Below are 25208 nucleotides of genomic sequence, written 5' to 3'. Positions count from 1 at the left end.
CCAACAGCCAGAACGCTGCCGGTGCCGAAGTCGAAGGCAACCTGTTCGCAACCGCGATCAACCTGAGCTTCTGATCCTCGTGATCTGAAAACAATGGCGGCGGGGGGTGACATTACCTCCCGCCGCTTTTATTTGTGCGCAGGACAAGTTTCGCGGCAGAAAACGGGCATCCTCTGGCATGAAGAAAAGCATCGTCTGGATGGCGTCCTACCCCAAGTCGGGCAATACCTGGATGCGGATATTCCTCGCCAATTACCTGGCCAATGCCAGCGAACCCGCGTCGATCAACCAGGCGCATCGGATCGCACTGGGCGATTCCATCACCAAGATGTATGGCATGGTGGCGCGGCGGCCGATTGATCCGTCCGATATCGATGACATGCTGCGCCTGCGCCCGCAGGTGCTGCGCGGGATCGTGGCCAACAATGCCGATATCAACCTCGTGAAGACGCATAACGCGCGGGTGGTGGCGCGTGGCGTGCCGCTCATTCCCGAAGAGGTGACGCGCTCTGCCATCTATATCCTGCGCAACCCGCTCGACATGGTGCTGTCCTATGCGCGCCATTACGGGATGACGCCGGAGGAGGCGGTCTATACCGTCAGCCACCCCGACAACGCCAATCCCCCCGACGCGGAAACGGTGACGCAGTTCATGGGGTCGTGGTCGGACCATGTGCGAAGCTGGACCACGGGCACATCCGCCTATCCCGTGCTGGTGCTGCGCTACGAGGATATGCTGGCCGATCCCAAGGCCGCTTTCGGCCAGGTGGTGGCACATCTGGGGATGCCGCTCGACGAGGACCGGCTTGACCGCGCGATCCTGTTTTCCAGTTTCAAGGAATTGTCGGCGCAGGAGAAAAAGCAGGGCTTCATCGAGAAATCGGAGGAAAGCGAGCGCTTTTTCGCCAAGGGGCAGAAGGATCAGTGGAAGACCGATCTGGCCCCGCGCCTGATAAAGCAGATGAAGCACGCGCATCGCAAGGTCATGAAAAAACACGGGTATCTGGAATGAACGATCTGCGCCGTATCATCTGGCTCGCCTCTTTTCCGAAATCCGGCAACACCTGGATCCGCAGCCTGCTGGCGCAGTATTTCATGCCGCCGGGGCAGGCCCCCGATCTCAACAACCTGCGCAATTTCACCACCGGCGATGTGCGGCGCGATTTCTTCGATGCCGCTGCGGGGGGGCGCTATGACGGCAGCACCATCGCGGACTGGCTGGAGATGCGGCCCCAGGCGCTGCGTCTGATTGCCGGATCAAAACCCACTCACCATTTCGTCAAGACCCATTGCCAGACGATGCGCGTGGGCGACACGGACCTGATCCCGCCCGAGGTAACGGCGGCGGCGATCTATATCATGCGCAACCCGTTCGATCTTGCGCCGTCCTTTGCCCGGCATCAGGGATGCGATCTCGATACCGCGATCGACCGGATGATGAACCCGGATTCGATGGCGGGCACCGCCGAGGGCATTTTCGAGCCGCTTGGCCGGTGGGACGATCACGTGACAAGCTGGACCACGGCACCGGGTCTGTCGCGTCATGTTCTGCGTTACGAGGATATGATCGCCAATACCGGCAAGGCGATGCGCGGGTTGATCGAGACATTTTTTCGCATTCCGGTGGACAAGCCCAAGCTGGCCCGCGCCGTGCGCGCCACGAATTTTGACGCGATGAAGGCATTCGAGCAAAAGCACGGATTCGTGGAAAAACCCGCCGAGATGAAGGCGTTTTTTGCCAAGGGGCAGGCGGGCGTCTGGCGCGACGATCTGAGCCCGGCGCAGGTGGGCCGCATCCGCGAGGCGTTCCTGCCGGTGCTGGAAAAATGGTATCCCGAGATGCTGAAGGAGACCGCAGTAGTCGCGGGCGCGGCCTGAGCGCGGCGAGTTTCCGGCACCGGGTTTGGCATCGGGCGCGGGAATGCCTATCTTAAGGAAACAGGCAGTATCACGGAGGGCCACATGATCCGGACGGTTTCAATGCTTGCGGCGGGCGGTCTGCTCGCGGCGTGCAGCTTTGCACAGGAACAGCAGATGGTGGCGCGACTGGGGAGCAATCCGGTGCTTTCGGGAGGCACCTACAGCAGCGGCGGGGGCCTGACGGTGGCGGTCGACGTGCGCGAGGCACAGGGCCGCACGATGGTTTGCGGGGTCTGGGCCGAGAGCGCGCAGCAATCCGTGCTTTCGCTCAACAAGGCCAAGGGTGTGCTTGATACCGGCGCGGTCAGGCTGGGGCGCGAGACGCTGGTGCGCGGGCTGCGTTTCATGGCAGAGGTGCCGCCGATGGCAAATTATGGCGGGCAAGAGGCGCAGTGCGCGGTGCTGGCGCGCCCGTGGCAGCCCGGCGATGCAGGTCGGCGCGTGGCCATCGACCTGCCCCGACAGGTGGTCGAGGTCGATGGCGACGAGTATGGCGGCACCGTCGTGGTGAGCTTTGTGCAAACCGGCCCCGGCGCGGGCGGGAGCTGAGTGCACCCGCCCAAAGGGTGGGGGGAGTGATCCCCCCACGGCCCCCGGTTCAGAGCAGGGATTTGACCTTGGCGACCACGGCCTCTGCCGTGATTCCGAACTTCTCGTAGAGCACTTCGGCAGGGGCGGAGGCCCCGAAATCGTGCATCCCGACAAAGCCGCCCTTGTCGCGCTTGCCGCGCTCGCCATAGAGCCAGCGGTCCCAACCAAAGCGAATGCCTGCCTCGACCGCCACGCGCACCGGGCCTGCGGGCAGGACGCGGCGGCGATAGCTCTCGTCCTGCTCCTCGAACAGTTCCCAGCAGGGCATGGAGACAACGCGCGTGCCGATCCCCTCGGCTTGTAGCAGGTCACGCGCGGCCATGGCGATCTCGACCTCCGAGCCGGTGGCCATGAGGATCGCCTGGCGTTTTCCTTCCGCATCGGCCAGCACATAGGCACCCTGCGCGGTCAGGTTCCTGGTCTTGTGATCGCGGCGCAGCGTCGGCAGGTTCTGGCGCGTCAGCGACAGGACCGATGGCGTGGCCTTGGAGGTAAAGGCCAGCTCCCACGCCTCGGCGGTCTCGATCGTGTCGCAGGGGCGGAACACCCAGGTGTTGGGCGTGGCGCGGCTAATCGCCAGATGTTCCACCGGCTGGTGGGTCGGGCCGTCCTCGCCCAGCCCGATGCTGTCATGTGTCATCACGAACACGGTGGGGATTTTCATCAGCGCGGCAAGGCGCATCGAGGGGCGCGCGTAATCGGTGAAACACATGAAGGTGCCGCCATAGGGGCGGATGCCGCCATGCAGGACCATGCCGTTCATCGCCGCCGCCATGCCGTGCTCGCGGATGCCGTAATGGATGTAGCGGCCCTTGGGGTTGTCCACGTCAAACACGGTCATGTCGCCCGAGCGGGTGTTGTTGGAGCCCGACAGATCGGCTGAGCCGCCGATGGTCTCGGGCAGGATCGGGTTGACCGCTTCGAGCACCATCTCGCTCGATTTGCGGGTGGCCACCTTGGGGGCCTCGTCGCTGATCTGCTTTTTAAGCGCGCGGATGCGGGCTGAAAGCTTGGCGGGCACGTCGCGGGCAAAGATGCGGGCGATCTCGGCGCGTTTCGGCGAGGCCTCAAGCCGCGCCTGCCACGCGGCATGGGTGCCCGCGCCGCGTTGGCCGATGGTCTCCCATGCCAATTTCACCTCGGCGGGCACCTCGAACGGGCCGTAGGGCCAGCCATAGGCCTGTTTCGCGGCGGCAAGCTGCGCCGCATCGGTGAGCGCGCCGTGGCCCTTGGAGGTATCCTGCGCGGCGTGGCCGAGCGCGATATGGGTCTTGCAGGCGATCATCGTGGGCTGATCGGTGGTCTTGGCCTCGGTCAGGGCGGCGTCGATCGCCACCGGGTCGTGGCCGTCGATCTCGATCACATGCCAGCCCGAGGCGCGGAAGCGCGCCACCTGATCGGTGCGGTCTGCCAGATCAACGGTGCCGTCGATGGTGATGTTGTTGTTGTCCCACAGCACGATGAGGCGCGACAACTGGTGGCGACCGGCAAGCCCGATGGCCTCCTGGCTCACGCCCTCCATCAGGCAGCCGTCACCGGCGATGACGTAGGTGTAATGGTCCATCAGCTTTGGCCCGAAGCGCGCGCGCAGCGAGACCTCGGCGATGGCAAAGCCGACGGCGTTGGAAATCCCCTGGCCGAGCGGGCCGGTTGTGGTCTCGATGCCCGAGGCGTGGCCATATTCCGGGTGGCCCGCCGTGCGCGCGCCCCATTGGCGGAAATTGCGGATTTCCTCGATGGGCATGTCGGCATAGCCGGTCAGGTGCAGGAGCGAATAAAGCAGCATCGAGCCGTGCCCCGCCGACAGGATGAAGCGGTCGCGATCCGGCCAGTCGGGGTTTTGGGGGTCGAATTTCAGGTGCTTCTCGAACAGCACGGTGGCCACGTCGGCCATGCCCATCGGCATTCCCGAATGGCCGGAATTGGCGGCGGCGACGGCGTCGAGGGTGAGCGCGCGAATGGCCGCGGCCTTCATCCAGTGATCGGGGTGCGCGTCGCGCAGGGCAGCAATATCCAAGGGGGGCGTCCTTTGAGTGGTGTGACGATTGACCGCTCAATACCAGCCCGCACCGGGAATTCAAGCGCGGGCCGGTCTGCGGCGCGTGCAGGGGCCGCTATGGGGGCGCATTTTCGCCGTGATGCATCTAGACTTGATTGCAACGGCCATGTCGTGCGATTCGTTGCAGTCAAGGCCATAGTGGAATGAGGGATCGCGCAGATGAGCCAGATCGACGAGTTGCAGACCCGGATCACCGCGGCGCTGGAGCGTATCGAGCACGGGGTGACTGCCCGCGCCGATGCCCGCGCCGAGGCCGAGGCTGCCCGCGCCGAGGCCGAAGCCGCCCGGACCGAGGCAGAGACCTCGGGGGGCGCGGCGCTCGACAGCTTGCGGCAGGAGCTTGAGGATGAGCGCCTGGTGAGCGCGCAGATGGAAGAGCGCATCAAGGTGCTGCACGCGCGGCTTGAGGAAAAAGAGGCGGCGCTCGCGGCCTTGCACGAAGGGCAGGGCGCGCAGGATGCGCCGGACGGAGAGGATGGGCGGGACGCGGCGCTGGCGCGGCTCGATGCCGATCTGCAAGCCTTGCGCGCCGCCAATGAGCAGTTGCGCCAGAGCAACGCCGCCCTGCGCGAGGCGCACGCGGCGGGCGTGACCGATGAGGGCGCGATCAACGCGGCGATGCAGGCCGAGCTTGACGCCTTGCGCGCGGCGCGTGCGGCGGATCGCGACGAGGTCGCCGCCGTTCTGGCCGAGATCGACAGCGCCGTGGCCGGGGCCACGGACCAGACGGAGGACGCGTGATGCCCGAGGTGACCATCGAGATCGGCGGGCGGGCCTTTGAGGTGGCCTGCCAGGCGGGTGAGGAGCCGTATCTGCGCGCCGCCGCCAAGATGCTCGACGAGGAGGCCGCCGTGCTCTCGGCGCAGGTGGGCCGCGTGCCCGAGGCGCGGATGCTGCTCATGGCCGGGCTGATGCTGGCCGACAAGACCGCGAACCTGCAAGACCGGCTTGCGCAGGCCGAGGCCGAGCTTGAGACGCTGCGCGCCACGCCCGCGCCTGCGCCCGAGCGCATCGAGGTGCCGGTGGTGCCCGATGCGGTGGTCGATACGCTCTCGGAGATCGCCGCCCGCGCCGAGGCGCTGGCCGATACGCTCGACCCTGCCGAGACGCTCGATCCTGCCGAGACGCGCTAGGCCATGGCCCGTATTGCCGCGCTTTTTGTCCTGGTGCTCGCCGTGGCGCTGCTTGCCTTCATCCGGCTGGCCCCGTCGGATCCGCTGCGCTGGCACCAGATGCCCGACACGATCACCAACCGCGATCTCGAAGGCGGCGCGATGCGCCGGGTCGCGGGCGACCTGGCCGCGCTCGATGCGATCATCCGCACCACGCCGCGCACGCGGGTTCTGGCGGGTTCGGTGGCCGACGGGATGGTCACCTATGTGACGCGCTCGCGGATCATGGGCTTCCCCGACTATACCACGGTGCGGCAGGTGGACGAGATGCTGGAGATATACGGGCGGTTGCGGTTCGGGCGCTCAGATCTGGGCGTGAACGCCGCCCGTATCGACGGCTGGCTGGGGCGTCTCGCCGAGGCCCGATGACAGGCAGCCATCACTGACCTTGCGCCAGATCGGCACGTTGAGCGACATGGCGCATTTGGCCATGAACATCTGGCCATCGACGCGCAGGCAGATCATCTCGCCCATCTCGACGCGCGCACCTTTGGTATCGGTGCAATAGCACTCCACCGTCTTGCCGCCGATGGTGGCATCCGCGAGGGCGGGCGTCGCCGCGAGGATAAGGGCCAGGAGCAAGCGCATGACCAAATCATAGCACGGTCCTGGGCCTTTGGCGAGATGCGCCATTGCCGCGGGGGCGCGGGCGGCGGTGGTGGAAGGGGTATTTGGACCAAGAAGAAACAGGGGGCGGTGGCAGGGGGCGCATCGTGCGCCCTTGACCGCGCCGTGGCGATGGGACAGAGGATCGCGGTCATGGTGCCCTTGGACAGATTGCAGCGGATCGTCGAGCGTTTCGAGTATATCGAGGCGCAGATGAGTGCGGGCGGCGGCGATATCGCGCGGCTGGGCCGGGAATATGCCGAGTTGCGCCCGGTGGTCGCGGAAATCCGCGCCTATGAGCAGGCGCTGGGCGATCTGGCGGGCGCGCGCTTGATGCTGGATGACCCGGAGATGCGCGCGCTGGCCGAGGATGAGATCGCCGATATCGAGGCGCGTCTGCCGGGGATGGAGCAGCGCTTGCGCCTCGCGCTCTTGCCGCGCGACGCCGCCGATGCGCGGCCCGCGATCCTCGAGATACGGCCCGGCACCGGCGGCGAGGAGGCGGCGCTTTTCGCCGCCGACCTGATGCGCATGTATCAGCGCCATGCCGAGGCGCGGGGTTGGTCCTTCGACGTGATCGAGGAGCAGTGGAGCGAGATCGGGGGCCTGCGCGAGCTGGTGGCGCGGGTGCGCGGCGAGGGGGTGTTTGCGCGGCTCAAGTTTGAATCGGGGGTGCACCGGGTGCAGCGCGTGCCCGAGACCGAATCGGGCGGGCGCATCCATACCTCGGCGGCCACCGTGGCGGTTTTGCCCGAGGCCGAGGCGGTGGATGTGGCGATTGATCCGGGCGATCTGCGGATCGACACGATGCGATCCTCGGGCGCGGGGGGGCAGCATGTCAACACCACCGATTCGGCGGTGCGGATCACCCATATTCCCACCGGTATCGTGGTGACGAGCAGCCAGAAATCGCAACACCGCAACCGCGAGATCGCGATGGAGGTGCTGCGCGCGCGGCTGTTTGACCGCGAGCGGCAGAAGGTGGCGGGCGACCGCGCCGCCGCGCGCGCCGCGCAGGTGGGATCGGGCGACCGGTCCGAGCGCATCCGCACCTATAATTTCCCGCAAGGGCGCGTGACCGATCACCGGATCGGGCTCACGCTCTACAAGCTCGATCAGGTGATGCAGGGCGATCTGGACGAGTTGACCGACGCGCTGACATCAGATGCGCAGGCGCGGCTGTTGTCGGAGGTGGAATGAGCGTGCGGGCCGCGCTGGCGGCGGCGGTGCGGCGGCTGTCGGAGGCCGGGATCGAGGGCGCGGCGGGCGATGCGCGCGCGCTCATGGCCGAGGCGCTGGGGGTGGGGCGCGACCGGCTGGTGCTGCATCTGGACGAGGCGATGGGCGCGGGTGCGCGGGCGCGGCTCGATGCGGCCCTGGCGCGGCGGGTGGCGCGCGAGCCGGTGGCGCGCATCCTTGGGCGGCGCGCGTTCTGGGGGCGCGAGTTCACGATCACGCCCGATGTGCTCGACCCGCGGCCCGAGACCGAATGCCTGATCGCCGAGGCGCTGGCGGGGCCTGCGCCCGCGCGCCTGATTGATCTGGGCACCGGCAGCGGCGCGATCATCGTGACGCTGCTGGCCGAGTGGTCCGGCGCGCGCGGCGTGGCGTGCGACATATCGCCCGCCGCGCTCGCGGTGGCGGGCGAGAACGCGGCGCGGCACGGGGTGGCGGGGCGGCTTGAGTTGGTCGAGAGCGACTGGTTTGCCGCGATCGAAGGCCGGTTCGATCTGATCGTGTCGAACCCGCCCTATATCGCCGAGGCCGAGATGGCCGGGCTTGCCCCCGAGGTGCGCGGGCATGATCCGCGCGCGGCGCTGTGCGATGGCGGCGACGGGCTTTTGGCCTATCGCGCGCTGGGTGCGGGGGTGATGGCGCATCTGGCACCGGGGGGTAGCGTTCTGGTCGAGATCGGCGCGCGGCAGGGTATTGCCGTGGCGGATATCCTCGCGCAGGCGGGGCTTGTGGGGGTGCGCGTGCTGCTCGATCTCGATGGGCGCGACCGGGTGGTTGCCGGGCATCATCCCGCCGAAACCGGCTGATCGGCGTGGAAATACGCCAATCGTGTGCAAAACCTTGCGGTTTTCCCTTGTCAGGCGGCTTTGGGCGTGGTTAGACAGGGCATCGCTCAGGCGGACGCCGTTTACGGTGTCTCGAGCGGTATCAAGCCAAGACATGTCCGATCCGGGAGCATGAGGCGCATGGGGCGCCGGGCGGATCAAGCGGCACTCAGACCACAAGGCTGGACTGCAAACATATGAGACCATCCAAGTCACGTTCGCGGAACAAATCGAACCGCAACCGATCCGTCGGCAATGTCGTCAACCGCGTGTTCGACAGCTCCGGCCCCGAGGGCAAGGTGCGCGGCACGCCGCAGCAGATCATCGACAAGTATACTCAGCTTGCCCGCGATGCGCAGCTTGGCAATGACCGGGTTGCGTTCGAGAATTTCCAGCAGCACGCCGAGCATTACCAGAGGATGCTCAACGAGGCGCAGCGCGAGCAAGACGCGCGGCGCGAGGAGCACGAGCGCCAGAACCGCGACCGCCAGACCGACCGCGACCGCGATCGTGGCCCGCGCGAGGGTGGCCCCCGGCAGGGTGAGGATCAGCCCGCCGATCCGGCGCGCTGCGCGCAGCCCGAGATCATCGAGCCTGCCGATAGCGGCGATAGTGGCCTGGTCGAGACGCCCGAGACGCGCGGCGAGGGCCGGAATGACCAGCGCGCCGAAAATCGCAGTGAAAATCGCAGCGAAAATAACGGTGAAAACCAGGGCGAGAGCAAGAGCGACGACACCCCCCCGCGCAAGCCCGCCCGCAAGCCGCGCAGCCGCAGACCGGCGAAACCCGCAGGCGAGGGTGCCGAGGGCGGTCAGGCCGCGCAATCCAATAAGGACGATCAGCGCGGCGATGGCGGCCCCGAGCTTTCTGCCGGGCCGACCAAGGCCGCGGAATAGGCGCGTTGCGCAGTCTAAGCCTGTGATGACCGATCCGGCCCACCCCGAGACCCCGCAGCCCGCCTTTGTGCTGGTGCGCCCGCAGATGGGCGAGAATATCGGCGCGGCGGCGCGGGCGATGTGGAATTTCGGGCTGGACGGGATGCGCCTCGTCGCGCCCCGCGATGGCTGGCCCAACCCGGCGGCGGTGGCGATGGCGAGCGGCGCGGGGCGGATTCTCGACCGGGCGGGCCTGTTCGAGGATGTCGCGGGCGCGGTGGGCGATTGCACTTATGTGATGGCCACCACGGCGCGGGTGCGGGGCCTGACCAAGCCGGTGCTCAGCCCCGAGCGCGCCATGCAGGAGGCCGCGCGCCGCGCCGCCACTGGCGAGCGCGTGGCGATGCTCTTCGGCCCAGAGAGGGCCGGGCTGGAAAACGAGGATGTGGCGCGCGCCAATGCCCTTGTCAGCGTGCCGGTGAACCCCGACTTTCCCAGCCTCAACCTTGCGCAATGCGTGCTGCTCTGCGGCTATGAATGGCGCCGCGCCACGGCGCAGGTGCTGCCCGAGCGGGTGGACATGGCCGGGGCCTGCTGGGCCGAGCGCCACGAGATCGAGCGGCTGGCCGATCATTACGAGGCGCGGCTGGAGGCGGCGGGGTTCTTCTTTCCCGAGCACAAGGCGGCGCGGATGCGGCTCAACCTGCGCAACCTGTGGAGCCGGTTGCCGCTCACGGGTTCGGATGTGCGGATGTTGCATGGCGTGATGCGGCAGATGGTCCGCTGGGCGGGGCGCGGTTGAAGGCGCGCGCGGCGCGGCCTACTCTCTGCTGCGGCACGAGATCGAGGGGCGGGGCATGACCGGAAAACGCAGCATTTTCGAGGAAGTGGACGAGGCGCGCCCCAAGGCGGCACCAAAGGGCGGCGGTATCGACGCGGGCCGGCGGGGTGCGCGGCGGGGTATCCGGCTTTGGCTGATGATCCTCTTCGCGCTGGTGGTGGTGATGATCGCGGTCGGCGGGCTCACGCGGCTCACCGATAGCGGCTTGTCGATCACCGAGTGGAAGCCGGTCACCGGCGCGCTGCCGCCGATGTCGGAGGCGGTCTGGCAGGAGGAGTTCGACAAGTATCGCGCCATTCCGCAATATGAATTGCTCAACAAGGGCATGTCGCTGGCCGAGTTCAAGGCGATCTACTGGTGGGAATGGGGCCACCGGCAGTTGGGCCGCGTGATCGGCCTTGTCTGGGCGCTGGGATTTTTCGGCTTCCTGCTGGTGCGGCAGATCCCGAGGGGCTGGGCCGGGCGGCTTTTGGTCCTTGGCGCGCTGGGCGGCGCGCAGGGCGCGATCGGCTGGTGGATGGTGTCCTCGGGCCTCACGGATGGAATGATCGCCGTGGCCTCTTACCGGCTGGCCACGCATCTCGGCCTCGCCTTTGTCATCCTCGGGCTGATCGCGTGGTATGTGATGGCGCTTGGCCGCGAGGAGCGCGCGTTGATGCAGGCGCGGCGCGCGCGCGAGGTCAGGCTTTTCGGTCTGTCGACGGGCCTCATGCATTTCGCCTTTCTGCAAATCCTGCTCGGCGCGCTGGTGGCGGGGATCGACGCGGGCCGCAGCTATACTGACTGGCCGCTGATGGCCGGGGGCCTGCTGCCGCCCGACATGATGGACCTCGCTCCGTGGTGGCGCAATTTCTTCGAGAATCCCGGCACGGTGCAGTTCATCCACCGGCTCAGCGGCTATTTACTCCTGGCCTTTGCCGTGGTGGTCTGGCTGCGCGGGCGGCGGTCGGCGCATGGGGTGACACGCGGCGCGTTCAACGCCGTTTTTGCCGTGCTGCTGGTGCAGGTGGTGCTGGGGATCACGACGGTGCTTTACGTCGCGCCGTGGCCGTTGGCCATTGCGCATCAATTCGTGGCGGTGCTGCTTTGGGTGGCGATCCTGCGGGCGCGGTTCCTGAGCCTTTATCCGCGCGCCACATCCATTCGGGGAGGGCAGGCATGACCGCCTATGACGATCTGATGGCGCTGGAGCGCGAGACACAGGCGCTGGCACAAGTGGCCGGGCGGCTGGGCTGGGATCAGGAAACCATGATGCCGCGCGGGGCCGCGCCGCAGCGCGCCGAGGAGGCGGGAGCGATGCAGGCGGTGCTGCACGCGCGGCGCGGGGACGCGCGGCGCGGCGATCTGCTGGCGCAGGCCGAGGCCGAGGCAACGGGCGAGGTGGCGTGCGCGCAGTTGCGCCATATCCGCCGCGATTTCGACCGCGCGGTGCGGGTGCCGGGCGATCTGGCGGTGGCGCTGGCGCGGCTGACGAGCCGGGCGCAGGGGCAATGGGCCGAGGCGCGGGCGGGCGATGACTATGCCGCCTTCGCGCCGGTGCTGGCCGAGGTGGTGCGGTTGAAGCGCGAGGAGGCGGCAGCGCTGGCGCGGGGCGGCGATCTCTACGATGCGCTGATCGACGATTTCGAGCCGGAGATGACGGCGGCGCGGCTTGACGCGATGTTTGCCGAGATGCGGCCCCGGCTGGTCGATCTGCGCGCCCGCGCGCTCGATCGCGACTGGCCGGTGATGGAGGCCGCGTTCGAGGAACAGGCGCAACTGCGCCTCGCGCGCGAGGTGGCGCGGCGCTTCGGCTATGATTTCGCGCGCGGGCGGCTTGATCTGGCGGTGCATCCGTTCAGTTCCGGCTCGGGCGACGATGTGCGCATCACCACGCGGGTGGCCGAGCATGACCCGTTCAATTGTATCTATTCGACGATCCACGAGGTGGGCCACGCCTGCTATGAGCAGGGGATCGACGCCGATTACCGCCTGACGCCGCTGGGGCAGGGCGTGTCGATGGGGGTGCATGAAAGCCAGAGCCGGATTTACGAGAACCAGCTTGGCCGCAGCCGGGCCTTTACCGGCTGGCTATACGCGCGGATGCGCGAGGCGTTCGGCGATTTCGGGGTGGCGGGTGAAGAGGTGTTCTATCGCGCCGTCAACCGGGTGCATCGCGGCTATATCCGCACGGAGGCCGACGAGGTGCAGTATAACCTGCATATCATGCTGCGGTTCGACCTGGAAAAAGCGCTCATTGCGGGCGATCTGGCGGTGGATGACCTTGAGGCCGCGTGGAATGACCGGTTCGAGGCCGATTTCGGCCATGCTGTGGATCGCGCCTCCAACGGGGTGTTGCAGGATGTGCACTGGTCGGTGGGGCTGTTTGGCTATTTCCCGACCTACAGCCTTGGCAATGTCTATGCCGGGTGTCTTTACCACGCGATGCGCGCGGCGGTGCCCGATCTGGAGGCAGAGCTGGCACGCGGCGAGCCGGGGGCGGCCACGGGCTGGCTCTGCGCACAGGTGCAGGCGCATGGCGGGCGGTTCGCGCCTGCCGAGGTGATCGCGCGCGCCTGCGGCGGGGAGACGCCCACGGCGGGGCCGCTGCTGGACTATCTCGAAGAGAAGTTCGGCGGGATGTGAGAGGTAGGGGAAATCCCCGCTTGCGCGGGGATGACGCGGTGACAGGCGGCGGGGATGCGCGCTCAGCCCCCTTCGGATACGGCCTCGGCTTCGGTCTGTTCGATCCATTGCGCAAGGATCGTGCGCAAAAGCGCCACGTCGCGAGTCTCGATCGCCTCCGACAGAGATTTCAGCGCCTTCACAAGCTCGATCTCCGACAGGTGACCCTCTTGCGCGCGCAGGATGCGCGGGTGCGGGGTGGTGAGCATGTCCGAGCCGATCAGCAATTCCTCGTGCAGCTTTTCGCCGGGGCGCAGGCCGGTCACCTCGATCTCGATATCTCCCTCGGGGTGGGCCTCGTCGCGCAAGGTCAGGCCCGCCGCCTCGATCATGCGCAGCGCGATGTCGCGCACCTTGATCGGCGCGCCCATGTCGAGCACGAAGACATCGCCGCCGCGCGCGATGGTGCCTGCAAGCAGCACCAGCCGCACCGCCTCGGGGATGGTCATGAAATAGCGGGTGATGTCGGGATGGGTGAGCGTGATCGGCCCGCCGCGCGCGATCTGTTCCGAGAAGGTGGGGATCACCGATCCCGACGAGCCAAGCACGTTGCCGAACCGCACCATCGAGAACCGCGTGCGCGTGGCGCGGGTGGCGAGATCCTGCACGATCATCTCGGCAAAGCGCTTGGACGCCCCCATGACCGAGGAGGGCCGCACCGCCTTGTCGGTCGACACAAGGATGAAGCGCTCGACGCCCGCTGCCTCGGCGGCGAGCGCCACGGTGCGGGTGCCGATGACGTTGTTGCGCATTCCCTCGATGGCGTTGGCCTCGACCATCGGCACATGTTTGTAGGCGGCGGCATGAAGCACCACGTCGATCTTGCGCGCCCGCATCAGCACGCTCACAAGCTCTGCCTGGCAGACCGAGCCGAGGATCGGCATGATCTCGACCTCGGGGGCAAGCTCGCGCAATTCGCGCTCGATCTGGAAAAGCGCGTGTTCGCCATGATCAAGCAGCACCAGCGTTTTCGGCCCGCAAGTGGCGATCTGCCGGCACAGTTCCGAGCCGATGGAGCCGCCCGCGCCCGTCACAAGCACCCGCCGCCCGGCATAGGCGTCGGTCACGCCGGGCAATTCATTCTCGAGCGCATCGCGCCCCAGAAGCATACTTGGCTCTATCGGGCGGCTCTCGTAGAGGGCAACCGCGTGTCCGGTGACCAGATCGGCAAAGGAGGGCAGCGCGTGCACCTCGCAGCCGGTGGCCGACAGGCGGTGGGTGAGGTTGGCGCGCGCCGCCTCGCTTGCGCTTGGCATGGCGAGGATGATCCGCCCGATCCCGTGCCGCGCGACAAGCGCCGCGATCTCGTCGGGACCGTGGACGCGCAGGCCCGACATGCTCAGACCACGCAGGCGCGGCTCGTCATCGGCAAAGGCCACCGGGCGCAGCCGGTCATCGCCCAAAAGCGCGGCGGCAAGCTGTTGCCCGGTTCTCCCGGCCCCGTAGATTAGCACCGGCAGGCGGTTATCCACCGGCGGGGGCGTCGGGGCGGCGAGGGGGCGGCCGCAGAGACGGCGCAGGGCGGTCAGCAGGCGTTGGCGCATGGCGGCGTTGGTCCTCGGGCGGCGGCAGGATGGCGTCGAGTTTGGCCCAGAGCGTCGATCACGGCAATGGCCTTCACCGGGTTGTGACGGCTCCTGCGGTCGCGCCCGCCCCGTTCAGTCCGCCGCCTCCTCTGTGGTCTCGTCCGCCTGATCGGCGATCCAGGCGACCGAGACCACCTCTTCGCCCTTGCCGGTGTTGAACACCCGCACCCCGCCCGCGCTGCGCGAACGGAAGGAAATCCCCTCGACCGGCACGCGGATCGACTGCCCGGTCGAGGTGGCGAGCATGATCTGATCCTCGCGGCTCACCGGGAAGGACGCGACAAGCGGGCCGCCGCGCATGGTTTTCTCGATCGCGGTCACGCCCATGCCGCCGCGCCCGCGCAGCGGGTAGTCGTGGCTTGAGCTGAGCTTGCCGATCCCGCGCGCGGTGATCGTGAGGATAAGATCCTGCGCCGCGCGCATCTCCTGATAGCGCGCCTCGGGCAGGGCGGCATCGGCATTGCCTGCGGCGTCGGGATCTTGTGCGTCGTCCTCCGGCTCGGCGCCGAACTCGGCGCGGAAGCGTTTGAGGAAGGCCGCGCGCTCGTCCGGGGTGGCCTCGAAATGGCGGATCACCGACATCGACACCACGCGGTCGCCCGCAGCGAGACGGATGCCGCGCACGCCGGTGGATTTGCGGCCCTTGAACACGCGCACATCGCCCACGGAAAACCGGATCGCGCGGCCCGAATCGGTGACAAGCATCACGTCATCGGCCTCGGAACTGATCCGCGCGCCGACCAGTTCGACACCCTCGGGCAGGTCCATCGCGATCTTGCCGTTGCGCATCACGTTGGTGAAATCCGACAGCGCGTTGCGCCGCACATCGCCCGCCGAGGTGGCGAACACGATCTGAAGATCGTCCCACGCATCCTCGGGGCGGTCCACCGGCAGAAGCGCCGCCACCGACACTCCCGCCGGAATCGGCAGGATGTTGACGATGGCCTTGCCCTTGGAGGTGCGCCCGCCCTGCGGCAGCCGCCAGGTCTTGAGCTTGTAGACCATGCCCGAGGTGGTGAAGACCAGAAGCGGCGTGTGGGTATTGGCAACAAACAGCGAGGTCACAACGTCCTCGTCCTTGGTGGCCATGCTGGAAAGACCCTTGCCGCCGCGTTTCTGCGCGCGGAAATCGGCGAGCGCCGTGCGCTTGATATAGCCGCCTTGGGTGACGGTCACGACCATCTCTTCGCGCTCGATGAGGTCTTCGTCCTCCATGTCGCCGGACCAGTCCACGATCTCGGTGCGGCGCGGCACGGCGAAAAGCGCGCGCACCTCGCGCAGTTCCGTGGCGATGATCTCCATGATCCGCTCGCGCGAGGCGAGGATGGCGAGGTAATCCTTGATCTTGCCGGCGAGGTCTTGCAACTCGTCGGTGACTTCCTTGACGCCAAGCTGCGTGAGGCGTTGCAGGCGCAGGTCGAGGATGGCGCGGGCCTGTGTTTCCGACAGGTTATAGGTGCCGTCCTCGTTGGCGCGGTGGGAGGGGTCGTCAATCAGCGCGATATATTCGAGGATGTCGCCCGCGGGCCAGCGCCGCTCCATCAGCTTTTGCCGCGCCTCGGCGGCGTCGGCAGAGGCGCGGATGGTGGCCACCACCTCGTCCACATTCGAGACCGCGACGGCCAGACCGCAGAGCACATGCGCGCGTTCGCGCGCCTTGCGCAGGTCATAGGCGGTGCGCCGCGCCACCACCTCTTCGCGGAACTCGATGAAGAGCGACAGGAAGCGGTGCAGGGTCAGTTGCTCGGGTTTGCCGCCGTTCAATGCCAGCATGTTGCAGCCGAACGAGGTCTGCATCGGGGTAAAGCGGTAAAGCTGGTTCAGCACCACGTCGGGGGTGGCGTCGCGTTTCAGCTCCACCACCACGCGCACGCCGTTGCGGTCGCTCTCGTCCTGGACATGGGCGATGCCCTCGATGCGCTTGTCGCGGGCGGCCTCGGCGATGCGTTCGATCATCGTGGCCTTGTTCACCTGGTAGGGGATCTGGTCGATGACGATGGCAAAGCGGTCCTTGCGCAATTCCTCGGTGCGGGTGCGCGCGCGGATGATGACCGAGCCGCGCCCCTCCAGATAGGCCTTGCGCGCGCCCGAGCGGCCCAGCATCAGCCCGCCGGTGGGGAAATCGGGGCCGGGCACGTATTGGATCAGATCCTCGCTGCCAAGGTCGGGATCGTCGATCAGCGCCAGCGTGGCGTCGATCACCTCGCCAAGGTTGTGCGGCGGGATGTTGGTGGCCATGCCCACCGCGATGCCGCCCGCGCCATTGACGAGCATGTTGGGGAAGCGCGCGGGCAGCACCGTCGGCTCGCGGTCCTTGCCGTCGTAATTGTCCTGGAAATTCACCGTGTCCTTCTCGATATCGGCGAGAAGGAAGGCGGCGGGCTTGTCCATGCGGACCTCGGTATAACGCATGGCCGCCGCGTTATCGCCGTCCATCGAGCCGAAATTGCCCTGCCCGTCCAGAAGCGGCAGCGACATCGAGAAATCCTGCGCCATCCGCACCAGCGCGTCGTAGATCGCGCTATCGCCATGCGGGTGGTATTTGCCCATCACGTCGCCCACCGCGCGCGCGGATTTGCGATAGGGCTTGTCGGGCGTGTTGCCGCCCTCGTGCATGGCATAGAGGATGCGCCGGTGCACGGGTTTCAGCCCGTCGCGCAGATCGGGGATCGCGCGGCTCACAATCACGCTCATCGCGTAATCGAGATAGGAGGTTTTCATCTCCTGCGTGATCGAGATCTGCGGCCCCGACGGGGTGGCGGGGGTTTCGTCTGGAATTTCAGGGGGTTGAGGCGTATCGCTCACGTTTTTTACCGTCCCTTTATCTGCGCTATATCTTGTTGGCGCGACTATATCAGAGCCATGATATAGGGTGCAATGGCGCAGGCGAGCCCCCCGTGGCAGCCGCCGATCACGAGTGATAACATACTGTTTTAATTGAAAAGTAATTCATTCGTGGCAAGATCATCCTGTCAGGCAATGGCAGGAGCAGAGACATGGAGATGACCGAGACGGAATTGATGCTGAAGGGCTATGGGCTGACCACGGCGGAATTTTTCTACCGGATGCCCGACTATCGAAACGTGCTCAACAGCTATCTGTGGCAGGATTACGATATCGCCCCCGATCACCCGAAGCTGTTTGGCTTCATCGAGTTCTGGCAACGCGAGATCGATGGGCCGCTGCATTCGGTGCGCTTTACCCATCGCAAGATGATCGCGCCGGGGGAATGGCAGAACGTGGTGGGCGAATTCACCCTGCATTGAGGGCGGGGCATCTGCGCCCACGCTGCCGCATGGGCATTCACCGGCGCGGGGAATGATTTTCTACTTGAGGCTTGAAATCGGGGGTAGTCCTGTCATTACCGGTGCGCCGCACCGTAGCATTCGAGGGACGCCTCCGCCCATGAGCCTTGACCAGATTTTCGTGCTGCTGCTGTTGTTGGTGGTCTTTGTCAGTTTCTTCAAGGAAATCTACCCGCCCGAGGTGACGGCGCTGGGGGCCTCGGCGGTTCTCTTGGCCACAGGGATCGTAGAAACGCGCGATTTCCTCAAGGTGTTCGGCTCCTCGGCACCGATCACCATCGCGATGATGTTCATCATCTCCGCCGCGCTGGAGCGCACCGGCGTGCTCGAGATGATCGGCGGCGTGCTGCGCCGACAGGCGCGCGGGTCGTTCCTGCGCACGATCCTGATCATGATGGTGGCGACGGCGGGGGCCTCGGCCTTCATGAACAACACGCCGGTGGTGATCCTGCTCACGCCAGTGATGATCTCGGTCGCGGCCTCGGTCGGGGTGTCATCGTCCAAGCTGCTTATCCCGCTGAGTTTCTCGGCCATATTCGGCGGCACGCTGACGCTTGTCGGCACCTCGACCAACATCCTGATGAGCGGGGTGGCGCGCGACGCCGGACAGCCCCCCATCACCATGTTCGAGATGACGCTGCCGGGGCTGGTCTTTGCCACGGTGGGGCTGATCTACATGGCCTTTGCCGGGCGCTACCTGCTGCCCGAGCGTGCCTCGCTTGCCAGCGTTCTGGGGCAGGAGGGCAAGCGCAAGTTCCTTGCGCGGCTGCTTATCCCGCATGAATCGAAATATATCGGCAAGAAGCTGGAAGATCTGCCGTTCAACCGGGCAGGCGCGCGTATCCTCGACGTGGTGCGCGGCGAGATGTCGATGCGCCGCCACCTCGATGGCATGGTGCTGGAGGCGGGCGACCGGGTGGTGATAAAGACCGATACGGGCGAAATACTCGGCCTCAAGGAAAACGGCGAGATCGAGTTTCGCGGCATGGATGACAGCGGCTTTGAGCCGGTGACCGCTGATCGCACGATCACCATGGAGGCGAGCGTCGGCCCCAATTCGCACCTGCGCGGGCGACCCATCAAAGACCTGAAACTGCGCCGCAAATACGGCGTTTACCTCATGGCGGTGCATCGGCAGGAACAGAATATAAGTCAGGACCTGCCCGAGGTGCGGCTGCAATTTGCCGACACTCTGCTGCTCGAAGGCCCGCCCGAGGGCATTCAGCGGCTGATGGAGGATGGCGGTATCGTCAACCTGACGGCCCCCACCGAACAGGCGATGCGGCGGGCCAAGGCCCCGATTGCCATTGCCACGATCCTCGGCGTCATGCTTCTCGCGGCTCTGAACGTGATGCCGATTGCCGGGCTGGCGGTGATCGGCGCGGTGGTAGTGATGATGACCGGCTGTGTCGATCCCGAAGAGGCGTTCGACGCCATCGACTGGCGCATCCTGTTCCTGATCTTCGGGATGCTGGGCGTGAGCCTCGGGATGCAGGAGACCGGCACCGCGCGCCTCATTGTCGAGACGGTGGTGGACGCGGTGCAGGGGGTGGGGCCGCTGGCCATCCTCGCCGCCGTCTATGTGCTGACCAGCGTGCTGACCGAGATGGTGACCAACAACGCGGTGGCGATCCTCATCGGCCCCATCGTGATCGGGGTGGCGGTGCAACTGGGGCTTGATCCGCGCCCCTTCATCATGGCGGTGATGTTCGCGGCCTCGGCCAGTTTCGCCACGCCCATCGGCTATCAGACCAACACCTTCGTCTACAGCGCGGGCGGCTACAAATTCCGCGATTTCCTTGTCGTGGGTCTGCCGCTCAACGTGATATTCGCTGTCGTGGCGGTTCTGGTGATCCCGTTCTTCTTTCCGTTTTAAGGCTGCGCGCGATGATGTCTTCCCCTGTGCCGCTGAGCCGCGACCTGGTGCTTGTGGGGGGCGGGCACGCCCATGCGCTGGTGCTGCGGATGTGGGGGATGGACCCGCTGCCCGGCGCGCGGCTGACGGTGATCGACCCGAACCCCGTGGCCCCCTATTCGGGGATGCTTCCGGGGATGGTGGCGGGGCATTACCGGCAATCCAAACTGGAGATCGACCTGGTGCGGCTGGCGCGCTTTGCCGAGGCGCGGCTGATTGTGGGGGCGGTGAGCGCGATCGACGCGGGCGCGCGGCGGATCACGGTGGGGGCGAGCGAGATCGGCTATGACGTGGCCTCGGTCGATGTGGGCGTTCATGCCATGATGCCCGCCCTGCCGGGATTTGCCGAGCACGGCGTTGCGGTCAAGCCGCTCGGCCCCTTCGCCGACCGGTGGGAGGCGTTCGTCGGCGCCGTGGCCGAGGGGCGCGAGGACGCGCAGGCGGCGGTGATCGGCGGCGGCATCGCCGGGATCGAGGTGGCGATGGCGATGGCGCACCGGCTGGGGCCGGGCGCGCAGGTCAGCCTGATCGAGCGCGCGGCGGAGATTGCCCCCGAAGGCCCGGTGCTGCGCCCGCGCCTGCGCCGCGCGCTCGCGGATATGGGCGTGCGGGTTCTGACCGGCGCGCGGGTCGCGCGGATAGAGGCCGACGCGGTGCTTCTGGAGGGCGGCGAGGCGGTGCCCTCGCGCCTGACGGTGGGGGCGGCGGGGGCGCGCGCGCATGGCTGGCTTGCGCATTGCGGCCTGCCGGTGACAGATGATGGATTTGTGCGCGTCGGTGCGGATTTGCGGGTCGAGGGGCAGGAGGCGCTTTTCGCCGTGGGCGATTGCGCGCATCTCGGCCATGCGCCCCGGCCCAAGGCCGGGGTGTTTGCCGTGCGCGCGGCCCCGGTGCTGCGCGACAACCTGCGCGCGGTGCTCTCGGGCGGGTCAACGCGCCCGTTTCACCCGCAACGCGATTATCTGAAGCTCATATCGCTGGGCGAGCGGCGGGCAGTGGCGGAAAAGCTGGGTCTGGCCTTTTCCGGGCGGCTACTCTGGCGCTGGAAGGATCGGATCGACCGCGCCTTCATGGCCAAGTTCGATCCGCTTCCCGCGATGACGCCTGACCCTTTGCCGCGTATCCGTGCGTTGTCGGAGGAGGAGGGCCACGAGCCGATGTGCGGCGGTTGCGGGGCCAAGGTGGCACCTGCGGTGCTGCGCGGGGCCATTGCCGGGCCGGGCGACGATGCCGCCGTGATCGAGACGGGTGGCGCGCAACAGGTGCTGAGCACCGATCACCTGCGCGGCTTTACCAACGACGAGGCGCTGATGGCGCGGATCGCGGCGCTGCACGCGCTGGGCGATATCTGGGCGATGGGAGCGCGCCCGCAGGCGGCGCTGGTCTCGGTAACGCTGCCGCGCATGAGCGAGGCGTTGCAAGCCCGCAGCATGGCCGAGGTCATGCAGGCCGCGCGCGACGTGCTGGAGGCCGCAGGCGCGGAAATCGCGGGCGGCCATTCCAGCATGGGGGCGGAGGCAAGCATCGGCTTTGCGCTCACCGGGATCGTCACGGGCGCGCCTATCACGCTGGCGGGCGCGCAGCCGGGTGATGCGCTGATCCTGACGCGCGCCATCGGCTCGGGCACATTGCTGGCCGCCGAGATGCGCGGGCAGGCCGAGGGCCGCGATATCGTGGCGCTGTTTGACCGGCTGGTGGTGCCGCAGGGCGATGCGGCGGCGATGCTTGCGGGCGCACACGCGATGACCGATGTGACCGGGTTCGGGCTGGCGGGGCATCTGGGCAATATCTGCCGCGCCTCGGGCGTGGCGGCGTGGATCGACCCCGAAGCGGTGCCGCTCATGCCGGGGGCCGAGGCGCTGGCCGCAAACGGCATCCGCTCGACCATCTGGGCGGCCAACCGCCGCGCGGCACCGGTGGTGGGGCTGGATGAGGGTGCGCGCGCAGCGCTCCTGCACGATCCGCAGACAGCGGGCGGGCTGTTGGCGGCGGTGGCGGCGGCAGAGGCCGAGGGGCTGGTGGCGCAGTTGCGCGCGGCGGGCCATGAGGCGGCGCGTATCGGCGGGATCGAGGCGGGGGCGGCGGCGCTGCGGGTGGGCCATATGGCCGGCTGAGGCCTGCGTGGTTCGGGGATGGCAATGGCGCGGTCATGCAGGGAGACGTTGGTGGTTTCAGAGATGAGCCGCGCGGTGCCCGTCACGCCAAAGGCGTGCCGACTATAACCGGCGCACCTTCGGTGCGACGGGGCGGACGGGCGCTGCGCGGCGGCGCGCCAGAGCGCGCCTTGATTCCGCGCAAAGGGGGCTTCGCCTTGAACGGCAGCAACAGACCACACCCTGTCCCCGCCCCCTCTTGCGCCCACAAGGGCCGCAGCATAAGCCATCCCCATGCCGTCCCGCCTGACATATCGCCAGCATCTGCGCGCCGTTCTTGGCCTTGGCCTGCCGCTTGTCGGCAGCCATCTGGCGCAATTCGCGATCACCCTCACCGATGCGGTGATGCTGGGCTGGTATTCGGTCGAGGCGCTGGCCGCCGAGGTGCTGGGCGGCACGCTCTTCTTCGTGCTGTTCATCATGGGATCGGGATTTGCCTGGGCGGTGATGCCGATGGTGGCCTCTGCCGCCTCGTCGGGCGAGGAGGCGCAGGTGCGGCGCGTCACGCGGATGGGGCTTTGGGCCTCGGGCCTCTTTGCGCTGGCCTGCCTGCCCGCGACGCTGGGCGCGGCGACGCTCTTTCGGCTCATGGGGCAGGAACCGGGCACCTCGGCGCTGGCCGCCGATTACATCGCCATCGCGGGCTGGGGCATCCTGCCCGCGCTCATGGTGATGGTGCTCAAATCCACGCTGGCCGCGCTGGAGCGCACGGCCGTGGTGCTGTGGGTGACGCTGGCGGCGGTGGCGCTCAACGTGGTCATCAACCACGCGCTCATCTTCGGCAATTACGGCCTGCCCGAGATGGGGGTGCGCGGCGCGGCCATCGCCTCGGTCGCGGTCAATATCGCCTCGCTGTTGGCGCTGGCGGTCTATGTCGCGCGGGTCATGCCCGAGCACGCCATGTTCGCGCGGCTCTGGCGGCCCGACTGGGAGGCGCTGGCGCGGGTGTTCCGCCTTGGCTGGCCCATCGGCCTCACCAACCTGGCCGAGGTGGGGCTTTTTGCCGCTTCCTCGGTGATGATGGGCTGGCTTGGCACGCTGCCGCTGGCGGCGCATGGTATCGCGCTTCAGGTCACCTCGGTGATCTTCATGGTGCATGTGGGCCTCTCGAACGTGGCCACCGTGCGCGCGGGGCAGGCGCAGGGGCGCGGCGACGGGCAGGGGCTGCGCGACGGGGCGCGAGTGGTGCTGGCGGTGTCGGGTGTGGTGGCGGTGTGTACGGTCGTCGTGTTCCTCGCCGTGCCGGGGGTGCTGATCGGCCTGTTCCTCAGCCCCGACGACCCCTCCCGCCCCGCCGTCATCGCCATCGGGGTGATGCTGCTCGCGGCGGCGGCGCTGTTTCAGGTGGTGGACGCGGCGCAGGTCATGGCGCTGGGGCTGCTGCGCGGGGTGCAGGACACGCGCGTGCCGATGGTCATTGCCGGGCTGAGCTATTGGGTGGTGGGCGTGCCGGCAAGCTATGTTCTGGGCTTTACCTTCGGGATGGGCGGGCCGGGGATCTGGCTGGGCCTTGCGCTGGGGCTGGCGCTGGCGGGGGTGTTCATGCTGTGGCGGTTCTGGGGCTGGTCGGTGCGCGCCTTGCCCGCCTGATGGCCCAGCTCAGCCTGCCCGGCGGCGCGCGCGCCAAGTGATAAGCCGGTCGAGCGCATAGCCCGTCACCAGCACAGCGACGAAACCCAGCGTCGCCCAGATCACAAGAAACACCCATATGAGGTTGACCGCCCCCATCACGAGCGCGGCAGTGGTATAGTTCGGCGCGGTGTCGAGCGGTCCCTGGCGCATGGTGGCGAGTGTAAATCAATTTCGGCGAAATGGGATGGGGTTTTTTTGGTTTGAATTTGCGCCATGTCGGTTTCTGATCGGTTTTGCCTGAGGATCAACGGGCCTGCCTTCTCGGCCGCGTGCAGGACGGCAGGCGGTTTGAAGGGTCTGGAGGGGACGTTCGCTGAAGCCGCGTATTGCCGTGCCGTCACGCCGGAGGCGTGCCGATCATAGATGGCGAACCTCTGGTTCGACGGGCGGCCCGGCGATGCGCGGCGGCGTGCAAGCACGCCTCGATTCCGCGCGGGGCCAAGCCTTGGATGGCGGCAACAGGCCACCCTTACCCACAGGTTGCGCAACCTAACGGCCACGACGCCCCCGCCTCAGCCGCCGCGCTGCGCCACCAGATCGAACGATATCCCGACCTCGAAACCCAGTTGCCCGGCATCCTGCGTGCCCATGCCGATGGCGAAATCGCGCCGGTCCACCGCCATCCCGCCCGAGGCGCGCGCGGTGTCGCCCTCGATGGCCAACGCAAAGGGCATTTCCACCGGCACGCTTTGGCCCTTGATGGTGAGCGTGCCGCGCGCGACATGGCCGCCCGCTTGCGCCAGCAGATCGGCTTTGAACGTGGCGGTCGGGTGCTCTTCGGCGTTGAAGAAATCGCGCCCCATCGCCTGCGACGTGACCGAGCCGAGCGTGAGCGACGGGATCGCCATCACCACCTCGACCGTGCCGTGACGGCCCCCGGCACCGGGCTGTTCCGAATAGGCGATATCGGCGGTCCAGTCGGCAAAGCTGCCGGTGACCTCCGAGCCCATCTGCCGGACCGTGATCGCAAGGCTGCCCTCCTGCACCGTCCAGTCCGATTGCACGGCGGCGAGGGCGGGGCCGGTGCCTGCGACCGGTTTGGCGAACCAGCCAAGCGCGCCCGCTCCGCCCAGCACGGCGGCCCAGATCACGAGGGCCGCGACAAGGGGCAGGGCGTGGCCGGGCTGGCGCGCGGTGGGCTGCGCCGCGCCGCCGCCGGGCAGCATCCGCCGCAGCGTCGCGTCGCCGTCAATGAGGTGATGCTTGAGCGCGCCCGCGACATGCGCGGCAAGCGCCCCTGCGAGCACCAGAATGAACACGAAATGCAGCGTCGCCGCGATCTCCGACAGCGCTTCGGATTTCGGCACGAAAGGCAGATTTTGGCCGAACGGCCACCAGATCGGCGCGAATCCGGTTGTGGCGGCGTGATGCACCCAGCCCGAGAGCGGCACCGCCACGAGCGAGCCGTAAAGCAGCCAGTGGACGCATTCGGCGGCCCAAGCCTCAAGCGGGCGATCCCCGTTCAACAGCCCCGGCTTGGTCTGCGAAAGCGCCCAGAGGATACGCAGCAGCGCCACGAAGAACACTGCCACGCCGGTGGTCTTGTGGATCGAGAACAAGAGCGCCGCGCGCGCCACCTGCGCCTCGCTGCCGCCGGTGGCGGCGATCGCTTCGGCCATTTCGGCGGCAAACCAGCCCAGCGGCAGGTTGGCGAGGATCAAGAGCGCGGTCAGCCAGTGGAACGCTTTGGTGACGGCCCCGTAAGTGGTGGCGGAACTGGTGATCGGCATCTTTCGGCTCTCCTGTGGTTGCGCGTCAATCTAGCGATCACCGCGCCCGCGTCCATCGCCGCCTGCGCACAGGGTGCGTGCGGGCGGGCACGGGGGCCG

The 25208-nt window shown here is 67.4% G+C and carries 22 protein-coding genes; 16 read left to right on the top strand and 6 right to left on the bottom strand.

Translation table 11 applies throughout. The annotated features are described in order from the left end of the window. Positions 1-178: 178 nt before the first annotated feature. The 3 genes from ABIE58_RS17255 (at position 179) to ABIE58_RS17245 (ending at position 2469) form a co-directional block, all read left to right on the top strand. Positions 179-1012 (top strand): sulfotransferase domain-containing protein, encoded by an 834-nt coding sequence (locus ABIE58_RS17255; RefSeq protein WP_354545949.1) that lies wholly within the window; start codon positions 179-181, stop codon positions 1010-1012. Then, a complete protein-coding gene (locus tag ABIE58_RS17250; RefSeq protein WP_354545948.1) occupies positions 1009-1878 on the top strand; it encodes a sulfotransferase domain-containing protein in 870 nt (289 codons plus the stop codon). The genes ABIE58_RS17255 and ABIE58_RS17250 overlap by 4 nt, the downstream gene beginning before the upstream one ends. An 84-nt stretch (positions 1879-1962) precedes the next feature. Further along, a complete protein-coding gene (locus ABIE58_RS17245; protein WP_354545947.1) occupies positions 1963-2469 on the top strand; it encodes a hypothetical protein in 507 nt (168 codons plus the stop codon). Between the two features lie 49 nt (positions 2470-2518). Here ABIE58_RS17245 and tkt read toward each other — a convergent pair whose 3' ends face one another. Continuing rightward, positions 2519-4528, bottom strand: a complete 2010-nt coding sequence (gene tkt / locus ABIE58_RS17240; protein WP_354545946.1) for a transketolase — start codon at positions 4526-4528, stop codon at positions 2519-2521. A gap of 201 nt (positions 4529-4729) precedes the next feature. Between tkt and ABIE58_RS17235 the strand changes: the two genes are divergently transcribed. The 3 genes from ABIE58_RS17235 to ABIE58_RS17225 are packed head-to-tail and all read left to right on the top strand — an operon-like array spanning position 4730 to position 6111. Next, entirely contained in the window at positions 4730-5311 is a 582-nt protein-coding gene (locus ABIE58_RS17235; protein ID WP_354545945.1) for a hypothetical protein, read from the top strand. Then, complete coding sequence (locus ABIE58_RS17230; RefSeq protein WP_354545944.1) at positions 5311-5703, top strand: cell division protein ZapA; 393 nt, start codon at positions 5311-5313, stop codon at positions 5701-5703. The genes ABIE58_RS17235 and ABIE58_RS17230 overlap by 1 nt, the downstream gene beginning before the upstream one ends. Before the next feature lie 3 nt (positions 5704-5706). Then, positions 5707-6111, top strand: a complete 405-nt coding sequence (locus ABIE58_RS17225) for a DUF1499 domain-containing protein (protein WP_354545943.1) — start codon at positions 5707-5709, stop codon at positions 6109-6111. On the opposite strand, the gene ABIE58_RS17220 is transcribed toward ABIE58_RS17225, so the two are convergent. After that, positions 6046-6330, bottom strand: coding sequence for a hypothetical protein (locus tag ABIE58_RS17220; RefSeq protein ID WP_354545942.1), 285 nt, complete (start codon positions 6328-6330; stop codon positions 6046-6048). The genes ABIE58_RS17225 and ABIE58_RS17220 overlap by 66 nt on opposite strands. A 171-nt stretch (positions 6331-6501) precedes the next feature. Here ABIE58_RS17220 and prfA point away from each other — a divergent pair, with 171 nt between their 5' ends. The 6 genes from prfA (at position 6502) to ABIE58_RS17190 (ending at position 12749) form a co-directional block, all read left to right on the top strand. After that, positions 6502-7548 (top strand): peptide chain release factor 1, encoded by a 1047-nt coding sequence (gene prfA / locus ABIE58_RS17215; RefSeq protein WP_354545950.1) that lies wholly within the window; start codon positions 6502-6504, stop codon positions 7546-7548. Continuing rightward, a complete protein-coding gene (gene prmC, locus ABIE58_RS17210) occupies positions 7545-8390 on the top strand; it encodes a peptide chain release factor N(5)-glutamine methyltransferase (protein ID WP_354545941.1) in 846 nt (281 codons plus the stop codon). Before prfA ends, prmC begins: the two co-directional genes overlap by 4 nt. A 215-nt stretch (positions 8391-8605) precedes the next feature. Beyond that, a complete protein-coding gene (locus tag ABIE58_RS17205) occupies positions 8606-9304 on the top strand; it encodes a DUF4167 domain-containing protein (RefSeq protein ID WP_354545940.1) in 699 nt (232 codons plus the stop codon). Positions 9305-9329: 25 nt separating this feature from the next. After that, on the top strand, positions 9330-10085 hold the full coding sequence (locus tag ABIE58_RS17200; RefSeq protein WP_354545939.1) for an RNA methyltransferase: 756 nt from the start codon (positions 9330-9332) through the stop codon (positions 10083-10085). A gap of 55 nt (positions 10086-10140) precedes the next feature. After that, entirely contained in the window at positions 10141-11286 is a 1146-nt protein-coding gene (ctaA, locus tag ABIE58_RS17195) for a heme A synthase (RefSeq protein WP_354545938.1), read from the top strand. Beyond that, a complete protein-coding gene (locus ABIE58_RS17190; RefSeq protein ID WP_354545937.1) occupies positions 11283-12749 on the top strand; it encodes a carboxypeptidase M32 in 1467 nt (488 codons plus the stop codon). Before ctaA ends, ABIE58_RS17190 begins: the two co-directional genes overlap by 4 nt. A gap of 62 nt (positions 12750-12811) precedes the next feature. Here the strand turns inward: ABIE58_RS17190 and ABIE58_RS17185 are convergent, their stop codons facing one another. Both ABIE58_RS17185 and gyrA read right to left on the bottom strand, forming a co-directional pair. After that, positions 12812-14332, bottom strand: coding sequence for a polysaccharide biosynthesis protein (locus tag ABIE58_RS17185; protein ID WP_354545936.1), 1521 nt, complete (start codon positions 14330-14332; stop codon positions 12812-12814). Positions 14333-14446: 114 nt separating this feature from the next. Further along, positions 14447-17179: a DNA gyrase subunit A gene (gene gyrA / locus ABIE58_RS17180; RefSeq protein WP_354545935.1), complete on the bottom strand. Its 2733-nt coding sequence runs from the start codon at positions 17177-17179 to the stop codon at positions 14447-14449. A 191-nt stretch (positions 17180-17370) separates the two neighbouring features. Between gyrA and ABIE58_RS17175 the strand changes: the two genes are divergently transcribed. The 4 genes from ABIE58_RS17175 (at position 17371) to ABIE58_RS17160 (ending at position 23337) form a co-directional block, all read left to right on the top strand. Continuing rightward, positions 17371-17640 (top strand): usg protein, encoded by a 270-nt coding sequence (locus ABIE58_RS17175; protein ID WP_354545934.1) that lies wholly within the window; start codon positions 17371-17373, stop codon positions 17638-17640. A gap of 139 nt (positions 17641-17779) precedes the next feature. Continuing rightward, positions 17780-19555, top strand: a complete 1776-nt coding sequence (locus ABIE58_RS17170; RefSeq protein ID WP_354545933.1) for an SLC13 family permease — start codon at positions 17780-17782, stop codon at positions 19553-19555. Positions 19556-19566: 11 nt separating this feature from the next. After that, on the top strand, positions 19567-21708 hold the full coding sequence (gene selD, locus ABIE58_RS17165; RefSeq protein WP_354545932.1) for a selenide, water dikinase SelD: 2142 nt from the start codon (positions 19567-19569) through the stop codon (positions 21706-21708). Positions 21709-21981: 273 nt separating this feature from the next. Continuing rightward, the gene (locus ABIE58_RS17160; RefSeq protein WP_354545931.1) at positions 21982-23337 is read left to right on the top strand and encodes an MATE family efflux transporter; all 1356 of its coding nucleotides are present in this window, start codon (positions 21982-21984) and stop codon (positions 23335-23337) included. A 9-nt stretch (positions 23338-23346) separates the two neighbouring features. Here ABIE58_RS17160 and ABIE58_RS17155 read toward each other — a convergent pair whose 3' ends face one another. Further along, positions 23347-23529: a hypothetical protein gene (locus ABIE58_RS17155; protein ID WP_354545930.1), complete on the bottom strand. Its 183-nt coding sequence runs from the start codon at positions 23527-23529 to the stop codon at positions 23347-23349. A gap of 362 nt (positions 23530-23891) precedes the next feature. Continuing rightward, positions 23892-25109 carry a cytochrome b/b6 domain-containing protein gene (locus ABIE58_RS17150; RefSeq protein WP_354545929.1) on the bottom strand — a complete coding sequence of 406 codons (1218 nt, stop codon included), beginning with the start codon at positions 25107-25109 and terminating at the stop codon, positions 23892-23894. Positions 25110-25208: the final 99 nt, after the last annotated feature.

Source organism: Roseovarius sp. MBR-78 (genome assembly GCF_040547535.1).
In the GTDB taxonomy this organism is placed as follows: domain Bacteria; phylum Pseudomonadota; class Alphaproteobacteria; order Rhodobacterales; family Rhodobacteraceae; genus Roseovarius.
Note: the sequence above shows the minus strand (reverse complement) of the source record. Positions and strands in the feature narration are given on the sequence as shown.